8 protein-coding genes are annotated in these 15,241 nt (G+C 64.6%); 1 reads left to right on the top strand and 7 read right to left on the bottom strand.

All coding sequences use genetic code 11. The annotated features are described in order from the left end of the window. Window positions 1–86: 86 nt before the first annotated feature. The gene (locus C0V76_RS05685; protein ID WP_158239151.1) at window positions 87–2,231 is read right to left on the bottom strand and encodes an ATP-binding protein; all 2,145 of its coding nucleotides are present in this window, start codon (window positions 2,229–2,231) and stop codon (window positions 87–89) included. 82 nt (window positions 2,232–2,313) lie between these two features. Next, window positions 2,314–5,598, bottom strand: coding sequence for a PAS domain-containing protein (locus C0V76_RS05680; RefSeq protein WP_101941401.1), 3,285 nt, complete (start codon window positions 5,596–5,598; stop codon window positions 2,314–2,316). Window positions 5,599–5,756: 158 nt separating this feature from the next. Here C0V76_RS05680 and C0V76_RS05675 point away from each other — a divergent pair, with 158 nt between their 5' ends. Further along, complete coding sequence (locus C0V76_RS05675; protein WP_101941400.1) at window positions 5,757–6,605, top strand: HD-GYP domain-containing protein; 849 nt, start codon at window positions 5,757–5,759, stop codon at window positions 6,603–6,605. Between the two features lie 109 nt (window positions 6,606–6,714). Here C0V76_RS05675 and C0V76_RS20195 read toward each other — a convergent pair whose 3' ends face one another. From C0V76_RS20195 to C0V76_RS05650, 5 genes are all read right to left on the bottom strand, one after another. Next, complete coding sequence (locus tag C0V76_RS20195; protein ID WP_101941399.1) at window positions 6,715–8,784, bottom strand: pseudouridine synthase; 2,070 nt, start codon at window positions 8,782–8,784, stop codon at window positions 6,715–6,717. 350 nt (window positions 8,785–9,134) lie between these two features. Further along, window positions 9,135–9,854, bottom strand: coding sequence for a pseudouridine synthase (locus C0V76_RS05665; protein WP_101941398.1), 720 nt, complete (start codon window positions 9,852–9,854; stop codon window positions 9,135–9,137). Window positions 9,855–9,958: 104 nt separating this feature from the next. Beyond that, window positions 9,959–12,304, bottom strand: a complete 2,346-nt coding sequence (locus C0V76_RS05660) for a fatty acid cis/trans isomerase (protein ID WP_101941397.1) — start codon at window positions 12,302–12,304, stop codon at window positions 9,959–9,961. A gap of 50 nt (window positions 12,305–12,354) precedes the next feature. Then, window positions 12,355–14,181, bottom strand: coding sequence for a DNA mismatch repair endonuclease MutL (gene mutL / locus C0V76_RS05655; RefSeq protein ID WP_101941396.1), 1,827 nt, complete (start codon window positions 14,179–14,181; stop codon window positions 12,355–12,357). 129 nt (window positions 14,182–14,310) lie between these two features. Then, the gene (locus C0V76_RS05650) at window positions 14,311–15,171 is read right to left on the bottom strand and encodes an HDOD domain-containing protein (protein ID WP_101941395.1); all 861 of its coding nucleotides are present in this window, start codon (window positions 15,169–15,171) and stop codon (window positions 14,311–14,313) included. Window positions 15,172–15,241: the final 70 nt, after the last annotated feature.

Here is a 15,241-nt window from a genome sequence, read left to right as displayed (position 1 = left end):
GTGGCGCAAGCCGCTGCGGCGCCCATCATCACTGCAGCTGGCGGGGTGGCGATCCGGGCAGAGGCCCGTGGCCGGCATCGCTTTGCTCATTGCCGCAGGGCGTGGCGTGCATTCAGGCGGCCTTCGGTGGCGAGGCCGGCGATGGTGTCTTTGATGATGGTGTGGAGGGCGTCTTCGCGCAGGGGTTTGGTGAGGAAGTCGTCCATGCCGGCGGCGAGGTAGTAGTCGCGATCTTCGTCGCTGGCGTTGGCGGTGACGGCCACGATGCGGATCGATGGATTCCGCACGGCGCAGCCGGGCAGACCACCGGCACGGATTGCACGGGAGGCTTCGGCGCCATCCATTTCGGGCATCCGTCCGTCCATCAGCACGAGGTCATAGTCCTGCTGGGCCAGCGCTTGTACGGCGGCGCGACCATTCTCGGCGATCTCGACTTCGTGGCCCATGTGAACCAGCTGACCGCGCAGGATCAGCTGGTTCACGCGTACGTCTTCGGCGCACAGGATGCGCAGGCGGTGGCTGTGCGGGGTGATCGGCGCTTCTTCCGGGGGGACCGTGCTGCGGCCAGGGGCGAGGAGCAGATCAAAACTGAAGCAGCTGCCCTGGCCCGGCTGGCTGCGCAGGCTGATGCTGCCGCCCATGGCTTCCACCAGTTGGCGGCAGATGGCGAGGCCCAGGCCGGTGCCGCCGAAGCGCCGGGTGGTAGTGAGGTCGGCCTGCTGGAAAACCTGGAACAGACGCTCCTGGGCTTCCGGCGGAATGCCGACGCCGCTGTCTTCCACTTCGCCGAACAGGCGCAGGCTGCCTTCGGGAGCAGGGCTGCAGCGCAGGCGCAGGGTCACGCTGCCGCGCTCGGTAAATTTCACCGCGTTGCCGATCAGATTGATGAGGATCTGGCGCAGGCGGGTGGGGTCGCCCTTGAGGAAGGGCGGCACTTGCGGGTCGATGCTGGTTTCAAAGGCCAGACCGCGGGCGCGGGCACTGTCGCGGAAGCTCTGGGTGGCTTCGCGCACTGTGGTGGCGAGTTCGAAATCGATCTGCTCGAGGCGCAACTGGCCGGCTTCGATCTTCGAGAAGTCGAGGATGTCGTTGATGATGGCGAGCAGGGATTCGGCGCTACCCAGGCCGGTCTGGATGTAGCTGCGGGCTTCGTCTTCGAGACCGGGCGCTCGCAGGGCCAGGCGCAGGCTACCGATCACGCCCGAGAGCGGGGTGCGGATCTCGTGGCTCATGGCGGCGAGGAACTGGGATTTGGCGGCGCTGGCCTGGCGCCAGTTCTGCTCGGCCTGACGCCAACTGGTGATGTCGAAGTTGGCACCGACGATCACCGGGTGGCCATCAGCATCGGGGCAGCTGCCCTTGGAGATCACGCGGTAGCGTGGTTCACCGGTGACCGGATGCTGGATCAGCTCTTCCTTGTAGACCTTGCCGCCATTGAGCACTTCCTGATCTTCGGCCATCACCTTGCGGGCGTGAGCCGGATCCCGTGCCAGGTCGAAGGGCGTCTTGCCGAGCAGTTCGGCGGCCGCCAGCATGCGATCGTTGCAGAAGGCTTCATTGACCAGCAGGTAGCGGCTGTTGGCATCCTTCACATAGACCGGTTGCGGGATCACGTTGATCAGGCGCTGCATCCAGGTCTGGATGCGTTCGCGCTGCAGGCTCTCGCGCGCCACCGCCTGCTGCAGGCCCGCCTCGGTCTGACGCAGGCTGGTGATGTCGACATGCGCGCCGATGATCAGGGGCTGGCCGTTGGGGGCCTGGCACAGACGCTTGGAGACGAGGCGATAGCACTCCTCGCCGGTGACCGGGTAGGTGGTGTGCTGCTCCTTGAACACGGCGTGGCCGGCCAGTACGGCGTGATCCTCGTCATTGATGGTCTGGCTCATGGCTGCACTGGGCGAGAGGTCGAATGAGGAGAGGCCGATCAGCTCGCTGGCCGGGCGGCGGCGCTCGTGGGCGAACGCTTCATTGACCATCAGGAAGCGGGCTTCGGCATCCTTGACGTAGATCGGCTGGGGAATCGCGTCGATGAGGCGCTGCACGAAGTGCTGCATATCGGCGCTATCGATCTGCTCGTGTGGCCCGCGTCGCCCGAGCAGGGGCACTGCGCAGGCGCCGAGGGCCGCCAGTGCGAGACTGAGCGGCGCGGGCAGGGCGAGCAGCCACAGCAGGCTGGCGAGCAGCAGGGCGGCGAGCAGACTCAGTACGGGCAGACGCCAGGCAGGGGGCATGCGGGCTCCGGCAAGCAAGGTTCTTCCGCTTTTTAACGGCGCCCCCCGCGCGGGCTTGATTGCCCGCAAGGTCGGGCCGCTTTCAGGATTCGGCAGAGGCGCGGCTGGCGACGGTTTCTTCGAGCTGGCGGCGATACTGTGGCCACAGTTTGCGCACGCTGGGCAGATCGTGCTGATCGGCGTTGGCTTCGAGCACCTCGGCCAGCTCGAGCAGGTGTTCATCGCCGGTATAGACCGCGCCGCCACGGATGCTGTGGAACTGACGCGCCAGACTGGTGAAGTCTTCCGCATCCATGGCGCGCTCGATTTCGCTGATGCGTTGCGGCAGCTCGGCATCAAACATGCTGCGCAGACGGGTGACGAAATCCCCCTTGCGTGGCGAGGGCGTGTAACTGCCGCCGTGATGCGTGGTGCGGTGCGGTGCGGGCGGCGGCGGCTCGATGCGCTCGATCCATGCAGCAAGCATGGTGTGGAGCTTGTGTTCGTTGATCGGCTTGGTGAGGAAGTCATCCATGCCGGTGTCCAGGCACTGCTGGCGATCGTCCTCGCTGGCGTTGGCGGTGATCGCAATGATCGGGATGTGTGGTTTGCGCACGCGGAATTCGGGCAGGCCACCGGCGCGGATTGCGCGCGTCGCCTCGATGCCATCCATCTGCGGCATGCGCCCGTCCATGAGGACCAGATCGTAATCGCGGCGGGCGAGGGCCGTGATGGCGTCGAAACCATTGGCGACGATATCCACATGGTGGCCCATCTCTTCGAGCAGATCCTGCACGATCAGCTGGTTGGTGGGGGAATCCTCGGCGCACAGGATGCGCAGGCGGCGCGCATGCGGGGCCAGCGGCGAGGCTTCTGGTGCTTCGCCGAGCGTGCCCACCGGCAGGCTCAGCACGAAGCTGAACGAGCTGCCGACGCCGACCTGACTCTGCACCGTGATCTGCCCGCCCATGGCATCCACGAGCTGGCGACAGATCGCGAGCCCCAGGCCGGTGCCGCCGTAGCGCCGGGTGGTGGAGGCGTCGGCCTGCTGGAATTGCTCGAAGAGGCGCGGTAGCGCCTCGCTCGGGATGCCGATGCCGGTGTCCTCCACAGCAAAGCGCAGGGTGCACTGACCGCCGGTGGTGATGAGGCTCTGGACCCGCAAGCAGATTTCGCCCTGTTCGGTGAACTTGAGCGCATTGCTGACCAGATTCATCAGGATCTGGCGCAGGCGCGTGGGGTCGCCGCGCAGCGCACTGGGCAGGGCTGGATCCAGTTCGATACGGAAGTACAGGCTGGCGGCCTGGGCGTGCACCTGGAAGGGCTGCATGGCCTCTTCAAGCATGGGGCGCAGCGCGAAATCGATGTTCTCCAGGCTCAGCTGGCCGGCCTCGATCTTCGAGAAGTCGAGGATGTCATTAATGATGGCCAAAAGGTGCTCGGCATTGGCGAGGCAGATCGAGAGTTTGTCACGCGCAGTTTCGCTGAGCGCCTCCCGGCGTAAGGCGATCCGCAGCATGCCGATCACGCCCGACAGCGGGGTGCGGATTTCGTGACTCATGCTGGCGAGGAAGATGGACTTGGCTTCCGAGGCCCGCGCGGCGCGCTCCTCGGCTTCGCGCCAGCTGGTGATATTGAAGTTGGCGCCGACGATCACCGGGTTGCCCTCGGCATCCAGGCTGCTGCGCTTGGAGATCAGGCGGTAGCTGTCGCGCCCGGTGAGGGCATGGCGGCGCCGCTCTTCCTTGAGCAACACCTCGCCGGAGAGTACCCGTGCATCTTCTTCGCGCACCAGCTGCACATGGGCGGCGTCGCCCGGGAACATCTCGGGGGTGGCGCCGAGCAGCTCGCTGGCCGGGCGCTGCTGATCCTCGGCAAAGGCCTCGTTGACCATGATGTAGCGGCTCTGCGCATCCTTCACATACACCGGCTGCGGAATCACGTCGATGAGGCGCTGAGTGAAGGTCTGCACGCGCTCGCGCAACTCGCGTTCGCGTTCGAGGGATTGCTGCAGGCTGCGCTCGGCGAGTTTCCAGCGCGTCAGATCGAAGTGCGCGCCAACGATCACCGGCTGACCATCGGAGTCGGTCGAGCGCCGTTTGGAGACGACGCGGAACACCTCCGCCCCGCTCACCGGATGGGTGCTGTGCTGCTCCTTGAAGATCTCGCTGCCGGCCAGTACTTCGGCATCCTCGCGCAGTGAGGTTTCGCGCGCCTCGAGTTCGCCGGTCAGGTTCAGTGCAGTGCTGCCGAGGATTTCTTCCGGCGGCATCGCACGTTCGCGGGCAAAGGCTTCATTGACCAGGATGTAACGCCCTGCCGCATCCTTCACGTAGACCGGGTCCGGGATCATGTCGAGAATGCGCTGGATGAAGACTTGGGTGGCGCGGTGGAATGCCTGCTCACGCTCCAGCGCAGACTGGCGCTCGCGTTCAGCCTGGCGCCAGGGCGTGATGTCGAAGTTGGCGCCGACGATGACCTTGTGGCCGTCGGTATCCTCGCAGGCGCGCTTGGAAATCAGGCGGAAGCGCTCGGCACCGGTATCCGGATGGGGCACATGTTCTTCCTTGAGCACCGCCTCGCCGGCCAGCACAAGGGCATCCTCGGCCTTGACCCGCTCGGCCGTTTCCTCGCTGGCCCAGGCCAGATTCGACAGGATCTCCTCCATGCTGCGCCCCCGCTCGCGCATGAAGCTCTCATTGACCAGCAGGTAATAGCCCTCGACGCTGCGGACATACACTGGGGCCGGGATCACGTCGATCAGGCGCTGGGTGAATTCTTGGGTGCGGCGGCGCAGCTGGCGCTCGCGGTCTGCCGCCTCCGCCAGCTCGCGCTGGGCCTGGCGCAGCTCGGTGATGTCGATATGCGAGCCGACAATGACCGGGGCACCGGCGCTGTCTGTGCAACAGCCCTTGGCCACCAGGCGGAAGACTTCTGCGCCGGTATGGGAGTGCGTCTTGTGCTCTTCCTTGCGCAGCGGTATGCCGGCCAGCACCGCCAGATCCTCTTCCCGCTGCAGGCGGATGGATTCGGCGTGCGTCGCTTCGATGCCATGGCTGCCGAGCAGTGCTTCGCGGCTGCGCCGCTTGTCGTGCACGAAGGCGTCATTGACGAGGATGTAGCGGCTATCGGCGTCTTTCAGATACACCGGATGCGGGATCACATCCAGGACGCGTTGGAAAAACGCCAGCACATCAGCCTCGCGGCACTCGGCGCGGCGGATCAGCCAAACCGAAATCAGCGCCCCCGGTAGCAGCCAGGCCAGTGCTGTACCGGTGAGCGCCAGCCATAGCTCCGGGTGAGAAATGCCGAGCAACACCGTGCCTGCCGTACCGCATAAAAACCACAGCAAGAAGAGCTGCCAGCGAAGACCTGGATTCCGATTCATCACGCCCCGCAGTGCATGGAGACTTAGTTCATTTATAGTCTGCACCAAAGGGCAGAGGGATCGGGGCTTTCCACGAGCATGCGACAGCAGATTTCACACATCTTGTCGTAAGTCTCTCTTGCTATGATCGCGCTGCAGCAAACACGGAGGTGAGGCACATGCGGGCAAGGCTGGAGCAGGAACTGAGCGGGCTGTTCATTACGGCTGCGATGGTGGAGGCGCGGGACCCCTACACCGTGGGCCATGCCTGGCGCGTATCGCGTTACGCGCGGCTGCTGGCAGAGGGCAGCGTGCAATCCGAGGAGACTATTGCGCTCGTGTCGATCGCCGGTTTCCTGCACGACCTGGGCAAGATCGGAATTTCTGATTCAGTGCTGCTGCGCCCGGAGCACCTGATCGAGTCCGAATATGAAGTGGTCAAGGAGCACTCCACCGTTGGCGTGCGCATGCTCGATGGGCACCCGCTTGCCGCCTTCCTCGGCGAGGCCATCCGCCATCACCACGAGCGGCCGGACGGCAGGGGCTATCCAGATGGTTTGAAGGGCCTCCAAATCCCCCTCCCGGCGCGTATCATCGGCGTTGCCGATGCCTTCGACGCCATGACCAGCACCCGCCCTTGGCGTCGCCCGCTGGCACTCGAAGCTGCCTTGCAGGTCATCGAGGCCGGGCTCGGCAGCGAGTTCGACGCCGAGTTCGGCGCGCGTTTTGTATCGCTGGCCCGAGCCGGCGCGATCAGCCACATTCTCGGTCACTCGGATCTGGGGGTGCCGGTGCAGGAGTGCCCGGCCTGTGGCCCGGTGGTGAATGTGTTCCGCACGCATCGGGATGGCGACAAAGTGTATTGCCGCCTGTGTGCCAACGAATTCGTGGTCAGCCATCCGCAAGGCAAGCTCGCCATCACCGCCACCGGCAGCAAGGGCCGTCCCTCTGTGGCCGTGCCGGAGCCGGATGCAGAGCTGATCTCCAGACTCGTGCTCGATTGCGTCGCGCATTTACCTCTGCAGTAAATCTTGGGTTTTCGAATGAAAAAGGGCTGCACATGTGCAGCCCTTTTTTTGACAGGAATTCAGACCATCGTCTGAGCGAATGGAAGCTACCGCGCGGTAGTTACATCGATCAGAACTTTTCGTGCTCGCCGAGGTAGCGCCACTGGCCGACGGGGAGTTTGCCGAGCGGAATGCTGCCGATCCGGATGCGCTTGAGGCCCACCACTTTCAGGCCGACCAGCTCGCACATGCGGCGGATCTGGCGCTTGCGGCCTTCCTGCAGCACGAAGCGCAGCTGATCCTCGTTCTGCCAGCTGACCTTTGCCGGTTGCAGCTCGACACCATCCAGCTCCAGACCGTGATGCAGCAGGCGCATGCCTTCGGCCGAGAGTTCGCCTTCCACGCGTACCAGGTATTCCTTCTCGACCTCGCTGGTTTCGCCGATCAGCTGCTTGGCGACACGGCCATCCTGAGTCAGTACCAGGAGGCCGGTGGAGTCGATGTCCAGCCGGCCGGCCGGGGCCAGTTTGCGGATGATGCGGGATTCGAAACGGCGGCGGGTCGGGTCTTCGGCCCAGTGATTCTCCGGCGTGATCAGCACGGCAGCAGGCTCGTAGCCATCTTCGGCCTGACCGGAGACATAGCCGATCGGCTTGTTGATCAGTACCGTGATGCGGCGCAGCTGCATTTCTTCGGCGACGGCATTGAGCTCGATGTGCTGGGTCGGCAGCACCTTGGCGCCCAACTCAGCAATCACTTCGCCATCCACCTTGACCCAGCCGCGCTCGATGTAGTCATCGGCTTCACGGCGCGAACACAGGCCCAGTTCCGACATCAGCTTGGACAGACGCACGGCGCCCGGCTGATCCACCGGTGCGGCGGCCGGGGCGTTGGCAAAGCGTTCGGGCGGCACCGGCCGGTGGTAGCGCTCCGGTGCGGGTTCGGGCGCAGTTTCAGCACGACTGCGGCCAAAGCTGGTGCCGCGCGGAGCCGCCGGCATCTGGTCGTCGCCAAACTTCGGCGCCGGGGCCGGGCCGTCGCGATCGAGGTCGCGGCGCGGGCGCTCGCCGTAAGTGCGCGGGGCTTCATCACGACGCGGACGCTCGCTGCCGAAGCTGCGGCCTTCCGGGCGCGCCTGGGCGCCATCGCGGAAGGCCGGGCGGGCTGCGCGCTCGCCATCGCGGGCAGGGCGCTCAGCGTAAGGGCGGCGCTCATCCGCGGCACGGTTGTCCGGGCGGGAGCGTTCGCCGTCACGGAAAGCCGGGCGGGCCGGACGATCACCCTCCCGGAAAGCCGGACGGCGTTCTTCACGGTGGCCATCACGTTCGCCGAAGCTGCGGCCTTCGCGCGGGGCACGCTCGGCATAAGGGCGGCGCTCCTGATCCGGGCTGAAAGCCGGCCGCTCGCCATCACGTGGATAAGCCGGGCGGCGCTCATTGCCGCCTTCGAAGGCCGGGCGGCGTGAGCCGTGTTCGCCTTCGGTGCGGGGTTTGGCCGCGCTGCCGAAGCGGCGGTCACCGCCGTCGTCGCGGAAGCTGCGCTGCGGACGATCGCCTTGCGGCGCGCGCTCACCCTCGCGGGAATAGGCGGGGCGACGCTCGTCGCGGCCTTCCGGTCGCGCTCCACGTTCGCCAAAGCCGCGTGCCGGACGCTCGCCGAAGGACGGACGCTCGCCTTCGCGGCGCGGCGGGCGATCCCCTTGCGGGCGGCGCTCATCGAAACCACGCCCGGCGCCACCGCGAAACTCTTCGCGCGGCAGGCGGCCGTTGAACCCCGTGCGATCTTCCTCGCGACGCGGGCCGCTTGGGCGTGGCGTGCGCTCACCGAAAGCAGGGCGGGAGGGGCGGGAATCATCACGGCGAGGGCGTTCGCCCTCGCGGGAATAGGCCGGGCGGCGTTCGTCAAAACTGCGCCCATCGCGCTGGGGGCGATCACCTGCCGGGCGCGCCGGACGTTCGCCATCGCGACGCGGGCGGTCGCCGCGTTCGTTACGGTCTGCATAGGGGCGGCGCTCGTCAGAACCACGGCCTTCGCGCGGCGCGCGTTCGCTGCTCTCTTCGCGTGGGCGGAAGGTGGCTGGCTTGGGCGCGCGTGGCTTGCTGGAGCCGCGCAGCGGCGCGCGGGTGCGGCGCTCGCTGGTGGGCGCATCGCCCGTTTTGGCGGGAAGGGAGAGTTTGCTGCGTTTGCTGTCTTCAGCCATGGTCTTGTTTTTCTTCAGGGTAATTTTTTAAGCGTAGCCCGGCGCGGTGAAGTGCGTCGGTTTTTCATTTCAATACGAGAAATGAGAGGGGGAGAAATCTTAGAAGCTGTTCCCGATCTTACTGCGAGGCCGCTCATTGATCACTGAGAGGGCTCATGCGCTGCTCGGGATCCTCATTGATCAACATAAACTCCGGTTCCTGTGCGTATCGATGCCCTGCTGACGGCCTCTCGCTACAGATCGTGAATAGCTTCTTGGCAAGCGGGGCAAAGTCGAAACCCGATGCGCAGGCGTACAACGGTAGCTTGCGGTGTGTCGAAATTGCCCGGTGCCGCGGATCTATCCTGTTTTCAGGGCTGGTAGCCGAGCAGGGCGAGATGCTTGGGGCGCAGATAACACCAGTCTTCCGGCTCCATCTCGGGGAGGGTGCCATCTTCCATCGACAGGCCGCCCACGCCATAGCGGTGAAGCTTGTCCACATGGTTGCCAGCCGCAGCGATCATGCGTTTCACAAGGTGGTATTTACCGTGGTCGATCACCAGCTCGATCTGCTTCTCGCCGACCTTGCGCGCTTCGAGTGCGGCGACCGGTTCGGGCTCATCAATCAGTTGCACGCCGGCCAGCAGCTGGGCGATTTCTTCGTCGCGTACGGGCTGGTTGGTCGTGGCTCGGTAGCTCTTGGTGACCTGGCGTTTGGCCGAGGAAATGGCGTGGATAAACTGGCCGTCATCCGAGAACAGCAGCAGACCGGTGGTATCCACATCGAGGCGGCCAACGCTCTGTACATCACGTGCTACCAGGGGTTCGGGCAGCAGGTGGTAGATGCTTTCGTTGTGCTTGGGTTTATGCGAGCACTCGTAGCCGGCAGGCTTGTACAGGGCTACGTAAACCTTTTCGCTGTATTCCCATTCCCACTCGGCGATTTCGAACTGGAAGCCTTTCTCCTCGTATTCCGCAAAGGGATCGGTGGCGACTACGCCGCCGATTTTCACTTCGCCATCGCGCACGAGCTTGCGGCATTCCTTGCGCGAGCCGAAGCCCTGAGATTGGAGAATTCTGTCGAGTTGCATCACGGCGGGGGAGGGTAGAGCGGAGAAAGGGCCGCGATTATCGCATTTTGAGACCACTTGTTGCGCAAAATTTGCGCAACAAGTGGTGTGTGACTTGCGAAGGATCAGCGATTCTCGAAGCGGTTCAGATCGAGGATGCCCGCTTCGATTGGTTCCTGGCGACGGTAGTCCGCATTGATAGCGTCGCTCATGGCCCAGAAATCCGGGCTGGTGCGGCGTATGCCGAAGCGCTCCATCAGTTCGCGATAGTCTGCCTTGCTGCCGAGGCGGGCGATGCGCTGGGTGAATTCCGCCAGATCTTTGCGCTGGAGGCGGTAGAAGGCGTTCGGGTAGGCGGTGGCGATGCCTTGCAGCACGTCCAGACCGTATTCGGCGGGCACCACGGCCTTGTCCTCGCGCAGCAGCATGGTGATGTTGCGATGGGCAGTGTTGCGCAGCAGCGTGAAGGTGAGCGGCGCACGGCCGGGCTCTTCGATGCGCAGGAAGCTGGCTTCGGGCAGCCAGCTGAGGCTGCTGCCGCGAATCGCAGCGAGGGTTTCCAGTTCGCGGCGCAGACCGTTGTCCGGCAGGGCAGACAGATTGTGTTTGTAGGGCAGGGCCGGCTGAAGGCGTGCTGCCAGCAGGCCCATCAGTTCATGCTCTGGACGCCCCTGGCCGGATAAGGAGATACCTGACTCTTGATTGAAATGGGCGTACTTGCCGTAAACGTGATCTTTCACGTTCTGGCTGGCGTCGCGGTACCAGTAGTCGCGCACGCCAATGCGCTCGGCCTGCGGCAGCATGGAAATGAAGTTGAATTCACCTTCCATGCGCAGGAAGTCCATGTAGAGACGGGTGTTAACCTGGTGGCCGAGGTTGCCGAAAACGTCGTAGCCCGCCGTGAGCAGATAGTGGATGCGCTCAAGCAGTGAGTAGCTGATGGCCCAGGCGGTCTTGGGTTTCTGGCCAGCAAGCCCCTTCATGACGGTGGCGTTGTCGAAATGGCGGTAAATCGTCAGAGCTGCATTGGGGTTCTGGCCATCACCATTCCAGATCAGGTTCAGCGAAACGTCTTCTGGGCGGGCGAAGCGTTTTTCCAGATAGGCGGACTTGGCTTCCAGGTAGCGCTCTTCCTGGCGGGAATAGCGGATCAGGGGGGTGAGCACAAGGGAGTTGCTCTCCTCCGCTGCGGGCAGGGCGAGGTTGCGACTCTCCAGGGAGAGGAATTCGGCGTCCGAGCTGGTGAGGGTTTCCGGATCCTGGAAGAAGACCCAGAAGTGATCATTGATCACGTTCAGTGCGGTCTGGCCGCGACATACCGGACCCTTGATGAAGCCCATCACGGTGAATTCGGCCTCATCAAGCATGAAGCGGTAGCGTGATTTGACCGGCAAAGCGGCAAACGCCCTGAAGGGGTTGGTGGCAATTTCGGGCGCGTAGCCCGGCAGGCTCGTGACCTGATAATCCGGCGTGAAGAACAGCTCCTGCCAGCGCGTCATGCGCTGGGCGCTCAGGGCATAAGGCATGTGCGACTTGGCGACGATGCTTTCTTCCACCGGCAGCAGGCGGTAGTAGAACGGGGCCTTGCCCGGATCATCGAAGGGGCGGCGGCTGGCGATCTCGCGGGCGGGCTGGCCCGAGGGCGTGGTGGAGCGGATCAGGCGGAAGTAGCGTAGCTCCGGCTCGCCTTCGAAATACAGATTGGCGAGAAACAGGTGCTCGTAGATGTAGCGGGATACCAGTTGCTCGCGCAGCGAGCTGCCGTTGAAGAAACGCTCCCACTTGCGGATTTCAGCCGTCACGCTGGCCGCCAGCGGACGCGAACCTTCGTAGGGCGCTCCTTGCTGCAGCCAGCGCCGCAGCAAGCCGCTTTCCGCGCTGCTGATGGCCGGCATGCCGAAGGGCATACCCATCAGTGGGTTCTTGCGTTCGAAGGCGCTGTACTCCTCGATGCTGGGGCACTGGTTGGTGCGATTCAGCGAGAAGTCCAGCGAGTCCGGTGCGGGTTCGTTCGGGGTGAGCGGATGGCGCTCCTTCAGATCGAGGGCACGCGCCAGCAGGCTGGCCTGCAGTTCGGCCGCTGGCGTGGCCGGGAACTCGTTGAGCACCGGATGGAAGCCCTTCTTGCGCCAGACCGAAGGCTGGTCGGCATCAATGAAGAGGCGGGTCGGGTTCGCCTCGAACAGGCGGGCGGCGTCATAAACGTTGTCCTTGCTGGCACCGCGGCTGATGCCCTCGAAGGAACCGAGCTTGAGCTGGCAGGCGGCGTCGTAGCAGGCGTGGCAGACCACGCAGCGCTGCTCCAGCACCGGCAGCACTTCAGTGCGGAAAGAGACCTGGCCGGCCTCGGCATGCGGGGTATCGAAACGGGTTGGATTGGCGGGGCCGAAGAGCGCGCCGAGATCTTCGCGAGCGAGCGTGGCACAGCCGACTAGGAAGACCAGCAGAGCGAGGAGGTAGGGGCGTTTCATGAGCTGGCCTTCAGCAACTTGGAATGGAGTGCAGGAATGGTGGCGTCGGTTTATTGCCCGCGCATGAAGAGCTTGTCGAGATCATTCATGCTCAGCTGGGTCCAGGTCGGGCGGCCGTGGTTGCACTGATCGGCGCGCTCGGTGGCTTCCATGTCGCGCAAGAGTGCGTTCATCTCGGGCAGGGTCAGCTGGCGGTTGGCGCGCACCGCGCCGTGGCAGGCCATGGTCGCGAGCAGTTCGTTGCGCCGTGCGGCGATCACCTCCGAGGCCGGGAAATCGCGCAGCTCGGCGAGCAGGGCTCTCAAGAGTTCGCTCACGTTGGCGCGCCCGAGCAGCGCCGGCACGCTACGTACGGCGAGCTCGTTCGGCCCGGCGGCGGCGACGTCAAAGCCCATGCGATTGAGGATGTCGGCCTGCTCCTCGGCGGTGGCGAGCTCGATCTTGCTGGCGTTGAATACGGCCGGAATCAATAGGCGCTGCACACCGGGGGCGCCATCGAGCACATGCTTCAACTGCTCGTAGAGAATGCGTTCGTGGGCGGCATGCATGTCCACCAGCACCAGGCCGTGGGCATTCTGTGCCAGCACGTAGACGCCATGGATCTGGCCGACGGCATAGCCGAGCGGGGCCGAGCTTGCGCTACCGGCGTCGGCAGCGGGCAGGTTCGGCATCTGCGGGGCAAGGCGTTCGAGGATGGCCGGATTGAAGCTGGCCCCGCCATTCGGACGCTCGAAGCTGGCCGGGCGGAAGCCCTCGCTGCGGGCGGGTTCTGCGCGGGTCTGCCAGGCCGAGAGGTTTTGCGGCAGGCTTGGCTCTTCGACGCCGAGACGAGCCTGTTCAGTGGGGCCGCTGTAGGGTGCGAGGGGCGCTGAAGGTTCTTGCGCCAGGCTGGCGGACTGCACCGGCACGGCCAGCGAGCGCGACAGACCATGGAAAACGAACTGGTGAATCGCGCGGCCTTCACGGAAACGCACCTCGGTCTTGGCTGGGTGCACATTCACATCCACTCCGGCCGGATCCATGTCGAGGAACAGCACGAAGGCCGGATGCCGTGCGCCGTGGAGGATGTCGGCATAGGCCTCGCGCAGGGCATGCTGGATCAGCTTGTCGCGCACGAAACGGCCGTTCACGTAGAAGAACTGGGCGTCGCGGTTGGCGCGTGCATAGGCCGGCAGAGCGGCGAAACCGTAAAGGCGCAGCGGGCCGCTGTCCACTTCGACGCGGCGGCAGTTGGCCATGAAGTCGTCGCCCAGAATCTCGCGCACTCGTCGCTCGGCATCACCCGCCGCGAGGCGCAGGGAGACCCGGCCGTTGTGGGCCAATTGGAAGCCGACATCCGGCCGGGCCAGCGCCACGCGGCGGAACACATCGTCGCAGTGGCCGAACTCTGTGGACTCGGACTTGAGGAATTTTCGCCGCGCCGGGGTGTTGTAGTAGAGGTCTTCCACCTCGATCACCGTGCCGCCATTCAGGGCTGCTGGCGCTGGCTCACGTTCGCGCTCGGTGACGCGCCAGGCGTGCGCAGCGCCGGTGGCGCGGCTGATGATCTTGGTGCGGGCGACGGACGCGATGGCGGCCAGCGCTTCGCCGCGAAAACCCATGGTGCCCACGGCCTCCAGGTCTTCGAGCGAAGCAATCTTGCTGGTGGCGTGGCGCTCCAGTGCCAGGGCCAGGTCGTCCTTGTCGATGCCGCAGCCATCATCGGTGATGCGTAGTTGCTTCACGCCGCCCTGGGCCAGCGCTACCTCAATCGCCCGGCTGCCTGCGTCCAGACTGTTTTCCATCAGCTCCTTGAGCACTGAGGCCGGGCGTTCGACGACCTCGCCGGCGGCGATCTGGTTGATCAGGACTTCGGGGAGTTTGTGGATGGCAGGCATGCGGCGGCAACTACGGCGGGGAAGCCGGCATTATCCCGAAAATCGGGCATGGAGAGTGGTGAGGTGGGCAGGCGAGGGCGTTTCAAGCGCCGCTGCCGGCGCATGCTTTCGTTCGCTTCCTGTAGCCCTTTACTCTGCCGCGATCTCTCCGGCCAGCACGGGCGCCCACATTTCCTCCGGGGCTCCCACGCGCTGCATCACGGCGCTGCGCTTGATATGCAGCAGCTCGGCCAGCGCGGTGTAGTCGTCGGGCAGGGCTGGATCGTTCCAGCCGTTGGCGGCATGGCGGGCGAGGTCGCAGGCCAGCAGCACGGTACGCACGCGTGGATTCTGAGCGTTCTCGTCGCTCATCAGGGTGATCAGCAGATCGGGCAGGTGCCAGGCCTGGACCAGGGCTTCCTGCAGATCCTGAATGCTCACGCCGAGCACGGCTTGCTGCGCCACCACACTGCGCAGGCCCGGCTGATCCTTCTTCATCTGCTCGATCTGCTGCATGCAGACTGGCGCAAAGCACCAGAACAGGATTTCGGCTGCTTCGTGCAGCAGGGCCGCCACGGTGACTTCGTCTACATCGATGTCGTGGCGCAGCAGGGCGAAATCGCGTGCCCAGTGCGCTGCGTGCTGCGCCCGGCTGACTACATGCAGCAAGCCCACCAGGCCCTTGGGATGGCTGGCGAGATAGGCCTCCACGGTCGGCAGCTTGCCGAACTTGTCGAAGAAGGGCGAGATGCCCATCATCATGATGGCGCGATCGATGGTGGTGATGTCGTGGTTCTGCTTGCGATGGCGATGGGTTTCCAGATAGACCAGCACGCGCAGGGCCAGCATCGGGTCTCGCAGCACTTCAGAGGCCAGCGAGCGGCCGCTGATGCGATCTTCGTTACTGTGCAACTCGCCCAGCGCACGCATGCTTCGCCTCAGTACCGGGAGTTCGTGGCTGCTGAAGTAAGCGATATAGCTGTCAACGGAATCGAGAGGTTTGGCGAGCATGGTTCTTCATAGCAAGGGAATGCCCCCTGTTCTACGGCAGGGGGTGAGCAGATCTTTAGCTTTATCAATT

This window comes from Uliginosibacterium sp. TH139 (genome assembly GCF_002855595.1).
Lineage (GTDB): Bacteria > Pseudomonadota > Gammaproteobacteria > Burkholderiales > Rhodocyclaceae > Uliginosibacterium > Uliginosibacterium aquaticum.
The sequence above is the reverse complement of the archived record's forward strand: the minus strand, read 5'-3'. Positions and strand labels throughout refer to the sequence as shown.